Source organism: Vitiosangium sp. GDMCC 1.1324 (genome assembly GCF_003044305.1).
Lineage (GTDB): Bacteria > Myxococcota > Myxococcia > Myxococcales > Myxococcaceae > Archangium.
The window spans coordinates 203,066-219,722 of record NZ_PZOX01000003.1; the positions used below are offsets into that span (position 1 = coordinate 203,066).

At 68.1% G+C, this 16,657-nt stretch carries 12 protein-coding genes; all 12 read left to right on the plus strand.

Going from position 1 to position 16,657, the window contains the following annotated elements; genetic code table 11:
* The first annotated feature begins 11 nt into the window (after nucleotides 1-11).
* Nucleotides 12-704: a DotU family type IV/VI secretion system protein gene (locus DAT35_RS09365; RefSeq protein ID WP_108066596.1), complete on the plus strand. Its 693-nt coding sequence runs from the start codon at nucleotides 12-14 to the stop codon at nucleotides 702-704.
* Complete coding sequence (gene tssM / locus DAT35_RS09370) at nucleotides 701-4,336, plus strand: type VI secretion system membrane subunit TssM (protein WP_108066597.1); 3,636 nt, start codon at nucleotides 701-703, stop codon at nucleotides 4,334-4,336. The genes DAT35_RS09365 and tssM overlap by 4 nt, the downstream gene beginning before the upstream one ends.
* 2 nt (nucleotides 4,337-4,338) lie before the next feature.
* A complete protein-coding gene (tagF, locus tag DAT35_RS09375; RefSeq protein ID WP_108066598.1) occupies nucleotides 4,339-5,268 on the plus strand; it encodes a type VI secretion system-associated protein TagF in 930 nt (309 codons plus the stop codon).
* A gap of 13 nt (nucleotides 5,269-5,281) precedes the next feature.
* Complete coding sequence (tssA, locus tag DAT35_RS09380) at nucleotides 5,282-6,973, plus strand: type VI secretion system protein TssA (protein ID WP_108066599.1); 1,692 nt, start codon at nucleotides 5,282-5,284, stop codon at nucleotides 6,971-6,973.
* A gap of 83 nt (nucleotides 6,974-7,056) precedes the next feature.
* The gene (gene tssB, locus DAT35_RS09385; RefSeq protein WP_108066600.1) at nucleotides 7,057-7,563 is read left to right on the plus strand and encodes a type VI secretion system contractile sheath small subunit; all 507 of its coding nucleotides are present in this window, start codon (nucleotides 7,057-7,059) and stop codon (nucleotides 7,561-7,563) included.
* Nucleotides 7,564-7,585: 22 nt separating this feature from the next.
* A complete protein-coding gene (gene tssC, locus DAT35_RS09390; RefSeq protein WP_108066601.1) occupies nucleotides 7,586-9,067 on the plus strand; it encodes a type VI secretion system contractile sheath large subunit in 1,482 nt (493 codons plus the stop codon).
* A 111-nt stretch (nucleotides 9,068-9,178) separates the two neighbouring features.
* On the plus strand, nucleotides 9,179-9,670 hold the full coding sequence (tssD, locus tag DAT35_RS09395) for a type VI secretion system tube protein TssD (protein WP_108066602.1): 492 nt from the start codon (nucleotides 9,179-9,181) through the stop codon (nucleotides 9,668-9,670).
* 62 nt (nucleotides 9,671-9,732) lie between these two features.
* Nucleotides 9,733-10,131 carry a type VI secretion system baseplate subunit TssE gene (gene tssE, locus DAT35_RS09400; RefSeq protein WP_108066603.1) on the plus strand — a complete coding sequence of 133 codons (399 nt, stop codon included), beginning with the start codon at nucleotides 9,733-9,735 and terminating at the stop codon, nucleotides 10,129-10,131.
* Between the two features lie 10 nt (nucleotides 10,132-10,141).
* Nucleotides 10,142-11,893, plus strand: coding sequence for a type VI secretion system baseplate subunit TssF (tssF, locus tag DAT35_RS09405; RefSeq protein WP_108066604.1), 1,752 nt, complete (start codon nucleotides 10,142-10,144; stop codon nucleotides 11,891-11,893).
* Entirely contained in the window at nucleotides 11,857-12,897 is a 1,041-nt protein-coding gene (tssG, locus tag DAT35_RS09410) for a type VI secretion system baseplate subunit TssG (protein ID WP_199242851.1), read from the plus strand. Before tssF ends, tssG begins: the two co-directional genes overlap by 37 nt.
* A 69-nt stretch (nucleotides 12,898-12,966) precedes the next feature.
* Nucleotides 12,967-15,615: a type VI secretion system ATPase TssH gene (tssH, locus tag DAT35_RS09415; RefSeq protein WP_108066605.1), complete on the plus strand. Its 2,649-nt coding sequence runs from the start codon at nucleotides 12,967-12,969 to the stop codon at nucleotides 15,613-15,615.
* A 31-nt stretch (nucleotides 15,616-15,646) separates the two neighbouring features.
* Nucleotides 15,647-16,651, plus strand: a complete 1,005-nt coding sequence (locus DAT35_RS09420) for a hypothetical protein (protein WP_108066606.1) — start codon at nucleotides 15,647-15,649, stop codon at nucleotides 16,649-16,651.
* Nucleotides 16,652-16,657: the final 6 nt, after the last annotated feature.

Sequence of the window (16,657 nt, forward strand, 5' to 3'; positions counted from 1 at the left end):
GACCGAACGCCATGCAACGAGTCACCGAAGCCACCAAGGATTGCTTCGATGCGGCCATCCGCATTCGCAACTCGGATGCCGCCACGGTCCCACCACCCGAAGTGTTGCATCACCGTCTGCGCGGTGTCGTGGACGAGATGTTGCGGCGCGCGGCCGTCCTGGGCTACAGCCACCAGGACGCCCAGGACATGGCCTATGCACTCGTCGCCCTGCTCGACGAGGTCGCGCTCACCCGGCCCGAGCCCTACCGCTCGTTCTGGATGACCAACCTGCTGCAGCTCCAGTACTTCAACGAGAACGTCGCCGGTGACGGCTTCTTCCACCGCCTGCAGGCCATCCGGAAGGATCCACACCGCGCCGAGGTGTTGCAAGTCTACTACCTGTGCATGCTCTTCGGCTTCCAGGGCCGCTACCGCATCCGCGGTGGCGAGCTGGAGTTGATGACGCTCATCGACTCCGTCCAGAAGGACCTCGAGCGCGCCAAGCCCTTCGACTTCGACGTGCTGTCTCCCCACGGTGAGCGGCCCACCGAGTCGATGCTCGCGGGCAAGCGCAGGATATCTCCGATGCTCATCTCCCTCGGGGCGCTGGCGCTCGCCGTGCTCGTCTATGGCGGGCTGATGCTCAGCCTGAACGGCACCGTCGACACCTTCGTGAACGAAATCAAGCTCCACATGGCCACCAACGCAGGAGAGGCGCGATGATCTGGGCCATCGTCATCACGTTCCTGGCGGGGCTGGCGTGGGGTGCCATCAACATGCTCGGGGCTCCGCCGATCCTCACGGGGCTCATCTCCGCCGGCGTGCTGCTGCTGTTCGCGCTCGGCAAGTGGATCGTCGGGAAGATCAAGTCGCGCAAGGCGGCCAAGAAGCTCGAGGGCGCGCTGGAGGCGCAGGCCGAAGAGCAAATCAAGACGGTCCGGCCCGACCTGCAGCCGGAGATCAAGGCCATGCAGGCCGAGTTCTCCAAGGCAGTGGAGGCTCTCAAGACCTCCAAGCTGTCGCGGGGCCGCAAGGACGCCCTCGCGGTGCTGCCCTGGTACCTCATCGTCGGGCCTCCGGGCTCGGGCAAGAGCACCGCGCTGCGCAACTCGGGGCTGAAGTTCCCCTACCTCTCCGCCAAGGGCGGCGGCGTGCGGGGCGTGGGCGGCACGCGCAACTGCGACTGGTGGCTCACCAACGAGGCCGTCATCCTCGACACCGCCGGCCGCTACGTGAGCAGCGAGGACGACAAGCCCGAGTGGTTCGCATTCCTCGACACGCTGACGAAGTACCGCCCGAAGCGGCCCATCAACGGTCTCATCGTGGCGGTGAGCGTCAGCGAGCTGATGGGCGTGGATCCCCAGGTCGCTGGCGAGCTGGGGCAGAGCATCCGCGAGCGCCTGGATGAGATCACCTCGCGCCTGCGCACGCTGGTGCCCGTGTACCTGATGATCACCAAGTGTGATCTCCTCCCCGGCTTCACTGAGATGTATTCGGACCTGACGCGCTCCGAGCGCGGACAGATCTGGGGCTTCACCGTGCCCATGGGCGCCCAGGCGGAGGCCTCCACGGACCTGCTGCTGGAGCGCTTCGACGAGCTGGTGACGGTGCTGGAGCAGCGCACGGTGAAGCGGCTGGGCCAGGAGCGCCGGCTGGAGTCGCGCGAGAAGATCTACCAGTTCCCCCAGCGCTTCGACGAGCTGCGCAAGAACCTGGCCGAGTTCGTCCAGCCGCTCTTCCTGGACAACGTGTACCAGGACACGCCGGTGATGCGCGGGCTGTACTTCACCAGCGGCACCCAGGACATGAAGCCGCTGGAGCGGCTGGCGGGCGCCTCGGGAGAGCTCTTCGGAGACACGCGGCCGCAACCCGAGCCGAGCTCCGAGGGCCGCAGCTACTTCCTGTGGGACATCTTCACCAAGGTGATGTTCCAGGACCAGGAGATGGCCGCGCGCAGCTCCATCGAGGAGCAGCGCTACCGCCGGCGGCAGTTGATGCTCACGGCCACCTACTTCACCGCGGCGGCCCTCATGTTGGTGCTGCCCATCGTCTCCTACTTCCAGAACCGCGCGCTGGCGCGCGACGTGCGCGATGCCATCACCGCCGTGCAGCTGGATGCCCGGAACGACCTCGAACGCATCAAGGACCTGTCTCCACTGCAGACCCAGCTCCAGGAGCTGACGAAGCACAAGGCGGAGGGCCCTCCCTTCTGGCTGCGCTTCGGTCTGTATGAGGGTGACAGGCTCTTCCCGCTGGCACAATCCTTCTACAACACCGCTCTGCGCCGGGTGCTGCTCGGCAACCAGTACGAGCGCACCGAGCAAAACCTCGACATCTTCTCGAAGAACCAGGACTCGCCGGACTGGAAGCCTGGCTCCGATGACTACGCGAACCACTTCGATGCGCTGAAGATGTACCTGCTCATCACCTGGCCACACGCACAACGCGAGCCTGCGCTCGACGAGGTCCAGCAGGACTGGCTGGTGGATCAGATGGTGCGGCACTGGACGCACGTGAAGGGCATGAACGGAGAGGCCAACCTGCAGCAGGCCATCTCCCGCCACGCCCGCACCTACATCCAGATGCTGGCGGCGGATCCGGAGCAGCTCGCCTTCGCGCGAAACAACAACATCGTGCGCGCCGCGCGCCGGGCACTCAACCGGGTCCCCGTCACCACGCTGGAGCTGGATCGCATCGTCACCTCCGTGAGCCGCGAGTACCCGGACCAGACGCTGGACGACATCGTCGGCGCCGTGCCCGCCATGCGCGCCACCAAGCGCGTCCGGGGTGCCTTCACCAAGGTCGCGTGGGACCAGGTGGTGCGCTCGCGGATGGAGGATGCCTTCAAGAACAAGGAAGCCTGGGTGCTGGACCGGGACGCCAAGGAAGATGAGGAGAAGTCCCGCGCCGAGCTACGCACGCGCTACTACCAACAGTACATCCAGGAGTGGAAGGACTTCCTCCAGTCCATCACCGTCCGGCCTCCGGATGACGTGAACCAGATGCAGGAGCTGCTTGAGAGCCTCACACGTGGCAAACCGCCTGCCTTCGGAAAGCTGTTCCGGTCCCTCGCCTACAACGTGCAGCTCGTGCGCACCCCGAAGGAGGAGGAGAAGAGCACGGTCCGGAAGATGCTCGAGAAGGCCCTGCCGACGAAGGACAAGGAGGAGAAGAAGCAGCTCGTCGATCCGGACGCGGCCACGGGTGAATACACGCTCGGGCCCCGGGACGTGGAGAAGGAGTTCGCCACCCTCATCAAGTTCACCACCGAGGAGTCCCGCTCGGAGGACGGCGAGGAGAAGCTGACGTCGCTGGACTTCTACCAGGACCAGCTCGCGCTGGTGCTCAACTCCCTGCTGGGCGTGAAGGAAAAGCCCTCGGAATCCGGTGCCCTGCTCGAGAAGATCAAGACCACGCGCGAGAGCGTGGCCATGCTCGTCAAGAAGTACGAGAGCGGCGGCCCCATCCTGGAGAAGCTGCTGCTGCCGCCCTTCCAGGACATGCGCTCCATCGTGTTCGCCGGTGTGGCGCAGACCAAGAGCAGCGACTGGTGCGAGGCCGTCTCCAAGCCCTTCTCCCAGCTCATGGCCAACCGCTACCCGTTCGTGCGCGACTCGATGCAGGACGCGCCCCTGGCCGAGCTCTCGGAGTTCCTGCGGCCCTCGGGCGGCACGCTGCGCAAGTTCATCCAGCAGCACCTGGCCGACGAGGTCGTCACCTCCGGCCGCAAGTGGACGTTCGCCAACCTGAACACGCGCGACATGTACCGCGAGGACCTGCTCACCTTCCTGGAGAAGTCCAACAACCTGGCCGTCACCCTCTTCCCGGGAGACACGGTGGATCCGCTCGTGCGCTTCCAGGTGCGCGTGCGCGCGGGCACGTCTCCGGACACCTCGCCGTCGGAAATCTCCGGCATCACCCTGACGATCGACGGCGTCGACGAGCTGTACCGCAACGGCCCGGACAACGTCTGGAAGCCGATGAGCTGGCCCGGCCAGGCCGGAAAGCTGGGGGCGCACATCCACGTGGAGAATGCCTCCGGTGCCACCGCGGACATCGACGAGCCCGGCGAGTGGGGGCTGTTCCGTCTGCTCGAGCGCGTCAAGCGCATCGAGCCCAGCGGAGATGGCCGCTTCTTCACCGCCGTCTGGGAAATCGAAGACATGAACGGGGCGCTCGTCGCCATCGACTTCCGTCCCGAGCGCACCGCCAACCCGTTCTTCGGTCTGTCCGGCAACAACACCTCCCGGTTGCTGCAGATCTTCCGGGATCCGGGCCTGATGCCTCCGAACGGAATCGCTCGCACCGGCAAAGGCTGTATCGAGATGGTGAGCAACGCCAACGGAGCGCAGTGAGGATGACGCAGGCGCCCCACATCGGGCTGCTGGGCAAGGCTCCGCGTCACGCGGAGTTCGTCCGGCACAACGCGGCCAGCCCCCTGGGCCGGTACCTCTTCCGCTGGATGGAGGAGAGCGCCGGCCGGCTGCACGGGGCTCGGAGCGCGTTGCCCACGGCTCCCGCCCACTTCGTCTTCACCGCACCCGGCGAGAGCTCGGTGCTGGTGGGCGTGCTGGCGCCGAGCGCGGACAGTGTGGGGCGTGCCTTCCCGCTCGCCATCTTCCAGGAGATGCCCGCGGCGGACGTGGTCGGGCGCTACGCGCTGCTGCCGGAGATGTACCAACCCTTCTTCCGGGCCAGCATGGAGCTGCTGCGCGAGGCCGGCTCGCTCGAAGTCCCGAAGCTGCAGGAGCGCACGGCGAAGCTGCCCTCCGCGCGGCCCGGAGACCTCCGGGTGGCCGAGCGGCTCCGGGAGGCGCTTCTCTCCGAGAAGCGCTGTACGGAGCTGCTCCAGCACGTCAACGGCACCCATCCTCCCGAGGGGCGCTACTACGCACTGCACACCTTCCTCACCGCCTGCACAGGCGAGCGTCACCGAGAGCAAGGCTTGGCCAGCGTGATGCTGGACTGTCCCTATCCCTCGCACATGGGGCCCGTCACCTGGCTGGAGCTCGCCACGCGACTGCTGCGCTGGTCCACCCTCCCCCCGTCCTTCTTCTGGTCCGACGGGCCCCAACCCCGGCTCCTGCTGTGCCTGGGCGCCGCGCCCCCTACCCTCCTGCTGCACCTGGCTCAACCCACGCGCACGGGGACCTCCCTCTGGCCCCTGCGCACCGAGAAGCCCGCCGCAATGGCCCAGGCGAAGCAGTCGCTGTCCGCCTCGCAGCGCCAGGTCATCGATTCCTCCAACAGCACGCTCGAGCAACTCCTGCGTGCCCTCGCGCGATGAAGGAGCGCCCCTCATGACGCCCTCCACCGACAGCCTTCGCGAGCGCGCCAGCAAGTGGCTGGAGCCCATCTCCGACGGGGCCCCCGCCGGGGCCCCGTCCAAACACCACCCCCTCTACGAGAGCGTCACCCTGGAGGTGGCCAAGCTCGAGTCCCCCACGGGCGACGCCGTGCGCTGGGACGAGGTCGTCCGCGGCGCCGGGGAGCTGCTGCAGAAGTCCACCAAGGACCTGTGGCTGGCCTCCTACTTCGCCTACGCGCTGTACATGACCGAGGGTCTGCCCGGCGCCATCACCGGGGCAACGCTGCTGGCGGAGCTCACCGAGCGCTACTGGCAGGGCCTCTTCCCGGAGGCCTCTCGCCTGCGCAGCCGAGGGCTCGCACTGTCCTGGTACGTGGAGCGCATGAAGCACGTGCTGCCCACCGTGCAGGCAGAGAGCACCTCGCCCGCGGTGGTGGAGGCCTTGTCCTCCGCCGTGTCGAAGCTCGCCGAGGTGTCGCGCGAGCGTCTCGCTTCGCAGGGCCCGGCGCTCGGACCGCTCCTCACGAGCCTCGAGCGGCTGCGCGCGAACATGCCCAAGGAGGCCGCGCCTCCCACGCCCGCCGCTCCCACTCCCGCTCCGGCACCCGCCCAGCCCGCGCCTCCTCCGGCCACTTCCACTCCGGCTCCCTCCGCGGAGGCCCCGGCCAGCGCGAGTGCCAACCCCACTCCCGCCACGCCTCCGCCCCCACCCGCGCCCGCTGCGCCAGCTCCCGCGGCAGCGGCCTTGGCCGCACAGCTCCCCGCAGCGCCCACGGGAGAACTCACCAGCGCGGAGGCCGCCGCGGACTACCTGCGCAACATCGGCTCGTCGCTGGCGAGCGCCTCCAGCGTGTTGCGCCGGGCCAATCCCGCCGACCCGCTCGCCTACCGCCTGCTCCGCACCGGACTGTGGCTTCACATCTCACAGCCACCTTCCACCGGCGCCAATGGCAGGACATCCATCCCGCCCTTGCCCGCCCCGCTGCGCGCAAAACTGGAAACCCTGGCAACCCACTCCCGCTGGGCAGAGCTGCTCGATGAAGCCGAGTCCTCCATGGCGCAGTATCGCTTTGCGCTGGACCTGCAACGTTTCAGTGCTCATGCCCTGGCATCCAGTGGACCCACCCATGCGGCCGCACGTGAGGCTTTGCTGTTGGAGTTGAGCAGTCTGCTCAAGCGCATGCCCGCGGTGGTGGAGCTGGTGGCCGCGGATGGTTCGCCCCTCTCGGACGCGGCCACCAAGGAGTGGTTGCAGCGAGAGGTGCTCGCGAAGTCTCCCTCCGTGTCGCGGCCCATCGTCCCGGCGCCCCTGCCTCGCGAGCTCGAGACTCCCACGCAGGACACCGCCTCCGAGGGGGAGACGCTCGCCCAGCTCCAGGCCCGTCTCGCCTCGGCCACCACGGCCCGCGCGCGCTTCGTCGCGCGACTGCACATGGCTCGCATGTGTGCTCAATCAGGACAGCTCACCACGGCCCGCGCGCTCTATGAGGCACTCGATGCCGAATGCACCGCACAGTCTCTCGACACCTGGGAACCGGCGCTCGCCGCCGCCTGCCTCGAGGGATTCCTCACCTGCGTCACCGCCGGGAAAGATTCACCGGACGGTCTGGTAGGAGATTTCTGGATCCGTTATCGTCGTCTCGCCCAGCTCGATCCCGCTGCCGCCCTGCGCGTTCAACCCTGACACTCGGGCAGCATCCACGGACACGCTTCACTTGGCGACGAGCCCATGCACCACCCATCTCACGCAAGAGGAGAGAGCAGCAGATGAGCAAAGAAAGTTCCGTCGCCCCTACCGAGCGCGTCAACATCGTCTACAAGCCCGCCACGGGCAACATGCAGGAGCAGGTCGAGCTGCCCCTCAAGATGCTGATGATGGGTGACTTCACCGGCCGCGAGGATGGCCGTCCGCTGGAGGAGCGCGCGCCCATCAATGTCGACAAGATGAACTTCACCGAGGTGATGGCGCAGCAGAACCTCAAGGTGAGCCTCTCCGTGGATGACAAGCTCTCCGGCGAGCAGGGCGTCAGCCTGCCGGTGTCCCTGGAGTTCAAGAGCCTGGCGGACTTCGCTCCCGAGAGCATCGTCAACCAGGTGCCCGAGCTGAGGAAGCTCCTGGAGCTGCGCAGCGCGCTCAACGCGCTCAAGGGACCCCTGGGCAACGTCCCCGCCTTCCGCAAGAAGCTCCAGTCGATGCTCGCCGACGACGAGGGCCGCAAGCGCCTCATCGACGAGCTCGGTCTGAAGACCGATGGCAACGATTCCAAGAAGTAGTCCAGCCTCGAGAGCGTGACCCATGAGCACCCAGACCCAGACCCAGAATGCCGCGGGCGCGGCGGCCGTTTCGCCCTCCCTGCTCGATGAGATCCTCTCCGAGGCGAAGATCAAGCCCAAGGACGAGGGCTATGACGTCGCCCGCCGCGGCGTGGAAGCCTTCATCACCGAGATGCTGGCCCCTCACCGCTCCGAGGAGCGCGTGGACAAGGCCCTCGTCGACGCGATGATCGCGGAGATCGACCGGCGCCTGACCTCCCAGGTCAACGAAATCATGCACCACCAGGAGTTCCAGAAGCTGGAGTCCTCGTGGCGCTCGCTGAAGTTCCTCGTGGACCGGGTGGACTTCCGCGAGAACATCCGCGTGGAGATGCTCAACGTCTCCAAGGAGGACCTGCTCAAGGACTTCGAGGACTCGCCCGAGGTGGTGAAGAGCGGTCTGTACCGGCTCGTCTACTCCAACGAGTACGGCGTGTTCGGTGGCAAGCCCTACGGCCTGCTGCTGGGCAACTACGACTTCGGCCCGGGCCCGCAGGACATCGACCTTTTGCGCAAGTGCGCGTCGGTGGCGGCCATGGCGCACGCGCCCTTCATCGCCAACGCCAGCCCGGAGATGTTCGGCGAGCAGAACTTCCTCAACCTGCCCAATCTCAAGGACCTCAAGTCCCTGTTCGAGGGCCCGCAGTACGCCCGGTGGCACTCGTTCCGCGAGAGCGAGGACGCGCGCTACGTGGGCCTGTGCATGCCGCGCTTCCTGCTGCGCCTGCCCTACGGTGAGAAGACCATCCCCGTGAAGGCCTTCAACTTCAGCGAGGACGTGGTGGGCCAGCACGACCGCTACCTGTGGGGCCACGCCTCCACGGCGTTCGCTACCCGCGTGGCGGATTCGTTCGCCAAGTTCCGCTGGAGCCCGAACATCATCGGCCCGCAGTCCGGTGGCGCGGTGGAGATGCTGCCGCTGCACCAGTACGAGGCCATGGGCGAAATCCAGACCAAGGTCCCCACCGAGGTGATGCTCACCGAGCGCCGCGAGTACGAGCTGAGCGAGGAGGGCTTCATCGGCCTGGTGTTCCGCAAGGACGCCGACAACGCGGCTTTCTTCTCGGCCAACTCGGCCCAGAAGGCCAAGTTCTTCGGCAGCACGCCGGAGGGCAAGGCGGCGGAGACCAACTACCGCCTGGGTACGCAGCTGCCCTACATGTTCATCATGACGCGGCTGGCGCACTACGTGAAGGTGCTGCAGCGCGAGCAGATTGGCTCCTGGAAGGAGCGCTCGGACCTGGAGCGCGAGCTCAACCAGTGGATGAGCCAGTACATCGCGGACATGGATGACCCGGCGCCCGCCGTGCGCTCGCGCCGGCCGCTGCGCGCCGCCCGCGTGGCGGTTGAGGATGTGGAGGGTCAGCCCGGCTGGTATCGTTGCAGCCTGCAGGTTCGCCCGCACTTCAAGTACATGGGCGCGTCGTTCACGTTGTCCCTGGTGGGTAAGCTGGACAAGGAGTGAGCCCGTCGCACCCGTGACGCGTGGTTCCGCTGACTGCGGGCTCCATCAACCCCGGGCCTTGAAAGGGCCCGGTCTTCCGCGCCGTACGCGGCGCACACAACGAGGTGGCTTATGGCTGAGACAGTACACCTGTACCTCAAGGCGAACGGCACGGACATCAAGGGCGAGAGCACCCAGACGAGCCTGGGCCGCGCGGACTCCATCGAGTGCGTGTCCTTCGAGCACGAGGTCATCACCGCGCGCGAGTCCGGCTCCGGCCTGGCGACGGGCCGCCGTCAGTACCCGCCGATGCGCGTCGTGAAGCGCATCGACAAGGCCTCGCCGCTGCTGATGAAGGCGCTGTGTGAGAACCAGGTCATCGAGGCGACCTTCAAGTTCTTCCGCCCCAACCCGACCGGTGATGGCACCACCGAGCAGTTCTACACGATCGCCATCAAGAAGGGCCGCATCAACAGCATCAAGCAGCACGTGCCGGACAGCTTCGTGCCGACCAGCACCAACCTGCCGGCGATGGAGGAGATCACCTTCGTGTTCCACACGATTGACTGGACCATCACCAACGGCGGCGTGACGCACACCGACACCTGGGATACCCAGCGCTAGTCCGTTCTGCTCCCGGAGCGCCCGTGTGAAGCGCGGGCGCTCCGGAGCATCGCCCGCACGCCATGGCCGAACGAGGACTCCTGACACGTCTGGCCTCCAGCAGCCACGGCGCGCTCGCGCCCCGGGGCAACGCGGTGGCTTCCATCGCCGAGCACCTGCGGGTCATGCTCAACACCCGAAAGGGAGAGGCGGCCGCCGCCCCTGCCTTCGGCATCATGGATTTCAACGACATCATCCACCTCTTCCCGGCGGCCATCCCGAGGATGCAGCAGTCCATCCGCACGGCCATCCAGGAGTTCGAGCCGCGGCTGAAGAACGTGATGGTCCTGCACGCACCCGACGAGCAGGACCCGACCGCCCTGCGGTTCGAGATCATCGCGCAGCTCAACCTCAAGGACGCGCGCGGCACCGTCCGCTTCCATACCCAGCTGCAACCCGGCGGACGGGTGGACCTGTGGTGAAAGGGCGAGGATGTTCAGCAAGTACTACCTGAGCGAGCTCAGCTACCTCCGGGAGATGGGCCGGGCCTTCGGGCTGGCCAACCCGAGCGTCGCCGGCCTGTTGGTCGAGCGCGGCGCGGACCCGGACGTGGAGCGGCTGCTGGAGGGCTTCGCCTTCCTCACCGCGCGCATTCGCGAGCGCGTGGACGACGACGTCCCGGAGATGGTGCAGGGGCTCACCGAGCTGCTGCTGCCCCACTACCTGCGCCCGGTGCCGGCGTGCTCCATCGTGGAGTTCTCGCCCCAGATGCGAGCCCTGCGCGGCCGCTCGCGCATCTCCGCGGGCGCCGAGGTGGCCTCGACGCCGCTGGACGGCACCAGCTGCGTCTTCCGCACCACGCACGACGTGGATCTGCTGCCGCTCAGCCTGCAGGATGCCGTGCTGGACCGCTCGTCCGTGTCCTCGCCGGTGCTGCGGCTCTTCTTCCAGACGACGGAGCAGGGACGCGAGGAGCTGCAGAAGCCCCACGGCCTGCGCCTCTTCATCCACGGGGAGATGTCCGCCAGCGCGCTCATCCTGCTGTGGCTCTTGCGCTACTGCCGCCAGGTGCGCGTGCGCGGAACCACCAGCGGCAACGAGGTGGTGCTCGACCCGAAGAAGAGCATCCGCCCCGTGGGCTTCGATCGCCACTTCCGCCTGCTGCCCTGGCCCCGCGCCTTCGACGGCTACCGGCTGCTCCAGGAGTACTTCACCCTGCCGGAGAAGTTCCTCTTCTTCGAGGTGCACGGCCTGGAGATGGCCGCGTCCGCGCTCGAGGAGCGCTTCGAGATCTCCTTCCACCTGGAGCGCCCACCGCCCCTGGACGCGCGAATCACCCGGGAGATGTTCCGCCTGCACTGCGCCCCGGTCATCAACCTCTTCCGGGCCGCGGCCGACCCCCTCTTCCACCAGGCCCTGGATCGCGAGCACATGGTGCGCGCCGCGGAGCTGCAGCCCCAGCACGCGGAGGTGTACTCCGTAGACGCGGTGACGGGGCTCACCGCCGGACGCAGCGAGCGCCGCACCTACCGGCCCTTCCACGAGTTCGAGCACACCCTGGGCGAGGGCGCCGAGCCGGCCTTCTACCGTCTGCGGCGCATCCACTCGCCCGTGGATGATGGCATCGACACGTACCTCACCCTGGAGACGCCGCGAGACGTGGCGCCCACGCTCGGGACCGAGGAGGTGCTGTCCATCGACCTCACCTGCACCAACCGCTCGCTGCCCGCGCGGCTCCAGGTGGGAGACATCACCCAGTCCACTCCGGCCTCGCCCACCAACGCCAAATTCAAGAACATCACCCCGGTGAGCCGTCCGGCCCGCGCGCCCCTGGGCACGGAGCTCCACTGGCGGCTGCTCTCGCACCTGGCCATCAACCAGCACTCCATCGCGGACGGGGCCGCGCTGCGGCGCCTGCTGGACCTGTACAACTTCCAGGCGCTCGCGGACAACCTGGCCGCCCGCGCCAGCCGCCTGCGCATCAACGCCATCCGCAACGTGGAGACCAAGCCCCTCACGCGCTTCCTCGAGGGCTCTCCCGTGCGCGGCAACCAGACGCTGGTGGACCTCGAGGAGACGAACTTCATGGGAGTGGGGGATGCCTTCCTGTTCGGATGCATCCTCGATGAGTTGCTGGCCTCCCACGTCACCCTCAACTCCTTCAACGAGCTGGCCATCCGGCTCCAGCCCTCGCAGACCGAGTTCGCATGGCTCCCGAGGAACGGCATTCAGAAGCTCTTGTAGAGGCCTCCCGCCACCTGGCTGAGCGGGCTCCCTACCTGGGCTTCTTCCAGCTCGTGGCCTTCCTCGAGCGGCTGACAGCCGAGGCGGTACGCGTGGGAGGCGTCGGCCCGGTGAATGAGGAGATGGTCCGCTTCCGGCACGACCCTTCGCTGGGCTTCTCCTCGGGAGACGTCAGCGAGGTGAAGCTGCGCAAGGTGCCGGTGCGCGCCGAGGAGCCGTACAGCCGGCGTCCCCTCTTCGAGGTCGTCACCCACTTCCTCGGGCTCACCGGTTCGGTGAGCCCGCTGCCCATGTACATCGCCGAGGAAGTCGCCCAGGAGGACCCGGACCAGGCCGTCCGCCGGGAGTTCCTGGACCTCTTCCACCACCGGCTGCTGTCGCTGCTCTACCGCATCGAGTCCAAGTACCGCATCACCAGCGAGTCCAACTCCCAGAACACCGACCAGTGGTCGCGCCGGCTGCTGGCGCTCGCCGGCTTCGACACGTACGAGGGTGAGCGCACCAGCAAGCTGCCCATGCGGCGGCTGCTGCGCATCGTCCCGCTGCTGGACTCGCGCGCTCGCACCGCCGACAAGCTGGAGGCGGCCCTGGAGGACGTGCTCGGCCAGGAGTTGCAGGGCGCCCGGGTGCGCGTGGAGCAGTTCGTGGGCCGCTGGGTGGACATCGATGCCCGGCTGCAGCTCGGCCGCAACAACCACATCCTCGGGAAGAACACCGTGCTGGGCGGCAAGGCCTTTGATCGCATGGGGAAGATCAAGATCCACATCGAGCCCCTGCCCACCTCGTTGTACCGGCGGATGCTCCCGGGGGGAGATCTGCTGCTCCAGGCGCGCGAAGTGGTGCGGCTTTTCCTGAAGGATCCCCTGGAGTACGAATTCGAGCTGGGACTGACGGAAGGCGTCACCCAGACGTTCAACCTCTCGAGCACGCAGTCGGCGCAGTTGGGGCGGGACACCTGGTTGGGGAAGGGAAAGCAGATCCGCCTCACCATACCGGTCGCGTGAACCACGACCCCGGGAACGCTGGCAACCGACGGCGCCGGCCCTCCCGGGTAGCTCTTCTGCCGTCCCCCGTTGGAGGGTGCCGCCATCCGAGTCGAACCGAAAGCCCTCGTCCGCCGTCTCACGCCCACGGCCACCCGCTCGCTGGAGGGCGCGGTCGCTCGCGCCAGCAGCGGGCGCTTCTATGAAATCGTGCCCGAGCACATGCTCGCGCAGATGCTCGAGCCCGAGGACTCGGACGTCGCGCGCCTGCTGCAGCACTTCCAGGTGGACCGCCTGCGCCTGGCCGCCAGCGTGGACCGCGCCATCCAGGGCCTGCGCGCCGGCAGCGCCGGCCGGCCTGTGTTCTCCGAGACGCTCTTCCAGTGGTTCGAGGACGCCTGGCTGATCGCCTCCGTCGAGCAGGGAGCGACGCGCCTGCGCTCCGGGGCGCTCTTCGCCCAGTTCGTCACCCGCCGCAACCGCTACACCGCCGAGCTCTTTCCCGAGCTGGACAGCATCTCCCGCGACGAGCTGATGGCCGCGCTGGACGTGGTGCTGCGTCCTTCTCCGGAGACGATGGAGGTGGGCCCCGAGCCCGTCGCGGGCGGTGCCACCCCCGGTGCGTCCGCCCGGGGCGCGGCGGGCGGAGAGGCGCTCCAGCGCTTCGCCACGTCCTTCACCGGCCGCGTGCGCGAGGGGAAGATCGACCCCATCTTCGGGCGCCACCGGGAGATCCGCCAGATGGTGGACATCCTCTCGCGGCGCCGGAAGAACAACCCCATCCTCGTGGGCGAGCCGGGCGTGGGCAAGACGGCGCTGGTGGAGGGCCTGGCCTGGGCCATCGTGAAGGGCGAGGTGCCCGACGCGCTGAAGAACGTGGAGCTGATGGGGCTCGACCTGGGCCTGCTGCAGGCCGGCGCGGGCGTGCGCGGTGAGTTCGAGAACCGCCTCAAGTCCGTCATCAACGAGGTGAAGGCCTCGCCCACGCCCATCATCCTTTTCATCGACGAGGCCCATACGCTCATTGGCTCCGGTGGCGCGGCGGGCGGCAGCGACGGGGCCAACCTGCTCAAGCCCGCGCTGGCGCGTGGCGAGCTGCGCACCATCGCCGCCACCACCTGGGGCGAGTACAAGAAGTACTTCGAGAAGGACGCGGCGCTCGAGCGGCGCTTCCAGCCCGTCAAGGTGGACGAGCCGAGCGTCGAGGAGGCCGAGCTGATGCTGCGCGGCCTGCGCCCCACCTACGAGGCGTCCCACGGCGTCACCATCCGCGACGAGGCCGTCTCCGCCGCCGTGCGGCTGTCCAGCCGGTACATCTCCGGCCGCCAGCTGCCAGACAAGGCCGTGGATTTGATCGACACGGCCGCCGCGCGCGTGAAGATCGAGCTGTCCACCAAGCCCGACGAACTGGTGGCGCTCGAGCAGGAGATCTCCGCCCTGGAGCGCGAGCGCGATGCGCGCCAGAGGGACCTCGCCGAGGGACACCCGGGCGACACCGAGGCAGTGGAGGAGTTGGAGCGGAAGCTCGCCGCCGTGCGCGACAACCGCGCCTCCCTCCAGACCCGGTGGGAGACAGAGCGCACCGCGGTGAGCGCGTTGATGGACGCGCGCAAGGCGCTGCTCTCCGCTCCGGCCGACGCGGACAAGGCCCCGCTGAAGGCCGCGGTGGACGAGGCCTCGGCGAAGCTGGCCCAGGTACGCGGCGAGGAGTCGCTGGTGCACGCGGACGTGGACGCGGACATCGTGGCGCGCGTGGTGGCCAGCTGGACGGGCATCCCCGTGGGCAAGATGCGCAGTGACTTGCTCACGGCGGTGCTGAGCCTCGAGTCGCGGCTCACCGAGCGCGTGCGCGGCCAGGACCCGGCCCTGCGCAGGGTCGCCGAGATCATCCGCATCTCCCAGGCGGGCATCCGCAACCCGGAGACGCCCATCGGCGTGCTGCTCTTCGTGGGCCCCAGCGGCGTGGGTAAGACGGAGACGGCGCTCGCGCTGGCCGACATCCTCTACGGCGGCGAGCGCTTCATGACCACGCTCAACATGAGCGAGTTCCAGGAGAAGCACACCGTCAGCCGCCTCATCGGCTCGCCGCCCGGCTACGTGGGCTACGGCGAGGGCGGCCTGCTCACCGAGGCCGTGCGCCAGCGCCCCTACTCCGTGGTGCTGCTCGACGAGTGCGAGAAGGCCGACCTGGAGGTGATGAACCTCTTCTACCAGGTGTTCGACAAGGGCGTGCTCAACGACAGCGAGGGCCGCGCCGTCGACTTCCGCAACACCGTCATCATCCTCACCAGCAACCTGGGCTCGGACATCCTCATGAAGATGCACGAGACGGGCGCCACTCCCACCGCCGAGGAGATGGTCGCCAAGGTGCGCTCCACCCTCAGCAAGCACTTCAAGCCGGCCCTGCTGGCGCGCATGACCATCGTCCCCTACGCCCCCGTGGGCTCCGACATCATGCGGGAGATCGTCGCCATGAAGCTCGACAAGCTCGTGGGACGCCTGCGCTCGGCCCACGGCGTGGAGACGACGCTGGCGCCCGAGCTGCTCGACGAGCTCGCCCGCCGCTGCACCGAGGCCGAGACGGGCGCGCGCAACGTGGAGCACATCCTCCAGGGCTCGCTCATGCCCGCCATCTCGCGCGAGCTGCTGGAGCGTCTGGCGGGCGGCTCGGTTCCCCGCCAGCTGAGCATCTCGCTCGACCCCGAGGGGGGTTGGGACATCCGGTTCGCTGAGGCATAGGTACAGGCCCCCTGGGAGGCCCGAGGAAACGATGAAACGACGACTCCTGGTCGCAGCCCTCGCACTCACCACCCCGTTGGTGGGCTGCGCCACTGTTCCGAGACCCAAGCTGTGCGAGGCCGTGGTCGGTGCCCACGAGCGCTCCTACCCCACGCCGGACACGTGGTTCGCCCTGCTGCTGCATGGTTTTGATCCGAAGCACGGGGCGGCCCCGCGTCCCCCCGTGGACTGCTCGGGCGCTCCCGTGGCTTGGGAGGAGCCCTCGGCGGACGAGTGCCGCGAGGCCGGTCCCCAGCCCAAGCCGCTGGCTCCCAAGGAGCGGCTGGACGAGAAGGACCTGGTGCTGGAAACCACCCAGGCCAATGAGCGGCTGGTGTGGATCATCACCCGGCGCTTCGACAACGGCGAGGGCCTGGGCCCCGTGGCCCTGGTGGAGCGGACGAAGCTGGGCTTCATCGTCCGGGGCCTGGGCTCGCTGCGCGGCATGACGGAGAACGTGAAGCTGCGCATGGAGCACGTGGGCTCCACGGACGTCCTGGTGGCCGAGGGCGACGCGTGCACCCAGGAGGAGCCCCAGGTGTGCCGGCGCGCCGCGCGCATCCTCCCGCTGCGCAGCGGCCGCTTCTTCTCGGAGGCGGTGTCCAGCACCGAGCGCACCTGTCTGGGCGCTGGCTGGTTCCCGCTCGCCCGCGAGCAGGTCTTCGAGCTGCCCAGCGGCCTGCGCCGCAAGTTCGAGCTGACGTCCACGCTCGTCTTCAACTCCGACGACATCACCGTCCAGGAGCAGGTGTCGGTGAGCGACTCGGATCCGAAGCAGCCCTCCATTCCGGAGCGCCTCTACCGCCGCGCCCAGAACGAGCGGAAGCTGAAGGTGGAGGACAACGTGCTGGTGGGCAGCACGCCCTCGCTGTGGTCGCGCATGGTGGAGCTGCAGATGCACGCGGGCGCCAAGCCCCTGCAAGAGAAGCCGCTCGTCGCGCCCGAGCCTCCGAAGGAAGATCCGAAGGCAACGGGCACGGCCAAGAACGTCCCCTGACGAGGT

Excerpts from the sequence above, each read along its gene's own strand:
- tssC (WP_108066601.1), top strand. The coding sequence starts at position 7,586 with ATGAGCACCCAGACCCAGACCCAGAATGCCGCGGGCGCGGCGGCCGTT.
- DAT35_RS09365 (WP_108066596.1), top strand. The coding sequence starts at position 12 with ATGCAACGAGTCACCGAAGCCACCAAGGATTGCTTCGATGCGGCCATC.
- tssD (WP_108066602.1), top strand. The coding sequence starts at position 9,179 with ATGGCTGAGACAGTACACCTGTACCTCAAGGCGAACGGCACGGACATC.
- tssB (WP_108066600.1), top strand. The coding sequence starts at position 7,057 with ATGAGCAAAGAAAGTTCCGTCGCCCCTACCGAGCGCGTCAACATCGTC.
- tssM (WP_108066597.1), top strand. The coding sequence starts at position 701 with ATGATCTGGGCCATCGTCATCACGTTCCTGGCGGGGCTGGCGTGGGGT.
- tssA (WP_108066599.1), top strand. The coding sequence starts at position 5,282 with ATGACGCCCTCCACCGACAGCCTTCGCGAGCGCGCCAGCAAGTGGCTG.
- tssG (WP_199242851.1), top strand. The coding sequence starts at position 11,857 with ATGGCTCCCGAGGAACGGCATTCAGAAGCTCTTGTAGAGGCCTCCCGC.
- tagF (WP_108066598.1), top strand. The coding sequence starts at position 4,339 with ATGACGCAGGCGCCCCACATCGGGCTGCTGGGCAAGGCTCCGCGTCAC.
- DAT35_RS09420 (WP_108066606.1), top strand. The coding sequence starts at position 15,647 with ATGAAACGACGACTCCTGGTCGCAGCCCTCGCACTCACCACCCCGTTG.
- tssF (WP_108066604.1), top strand. The coding sequence starts at position 10,142 with ATGTTCAGCAAGTACTACCTGAGCGAGCTCAGCTACCTCCGGGAGATG.
- tssE (WP_108066603.1), top strand. The coding sequence starts at position 9,733 with ATGGCCGAACGAGGACTCCTGACACGTCTGGCCTCCAGCAGCCACGGC.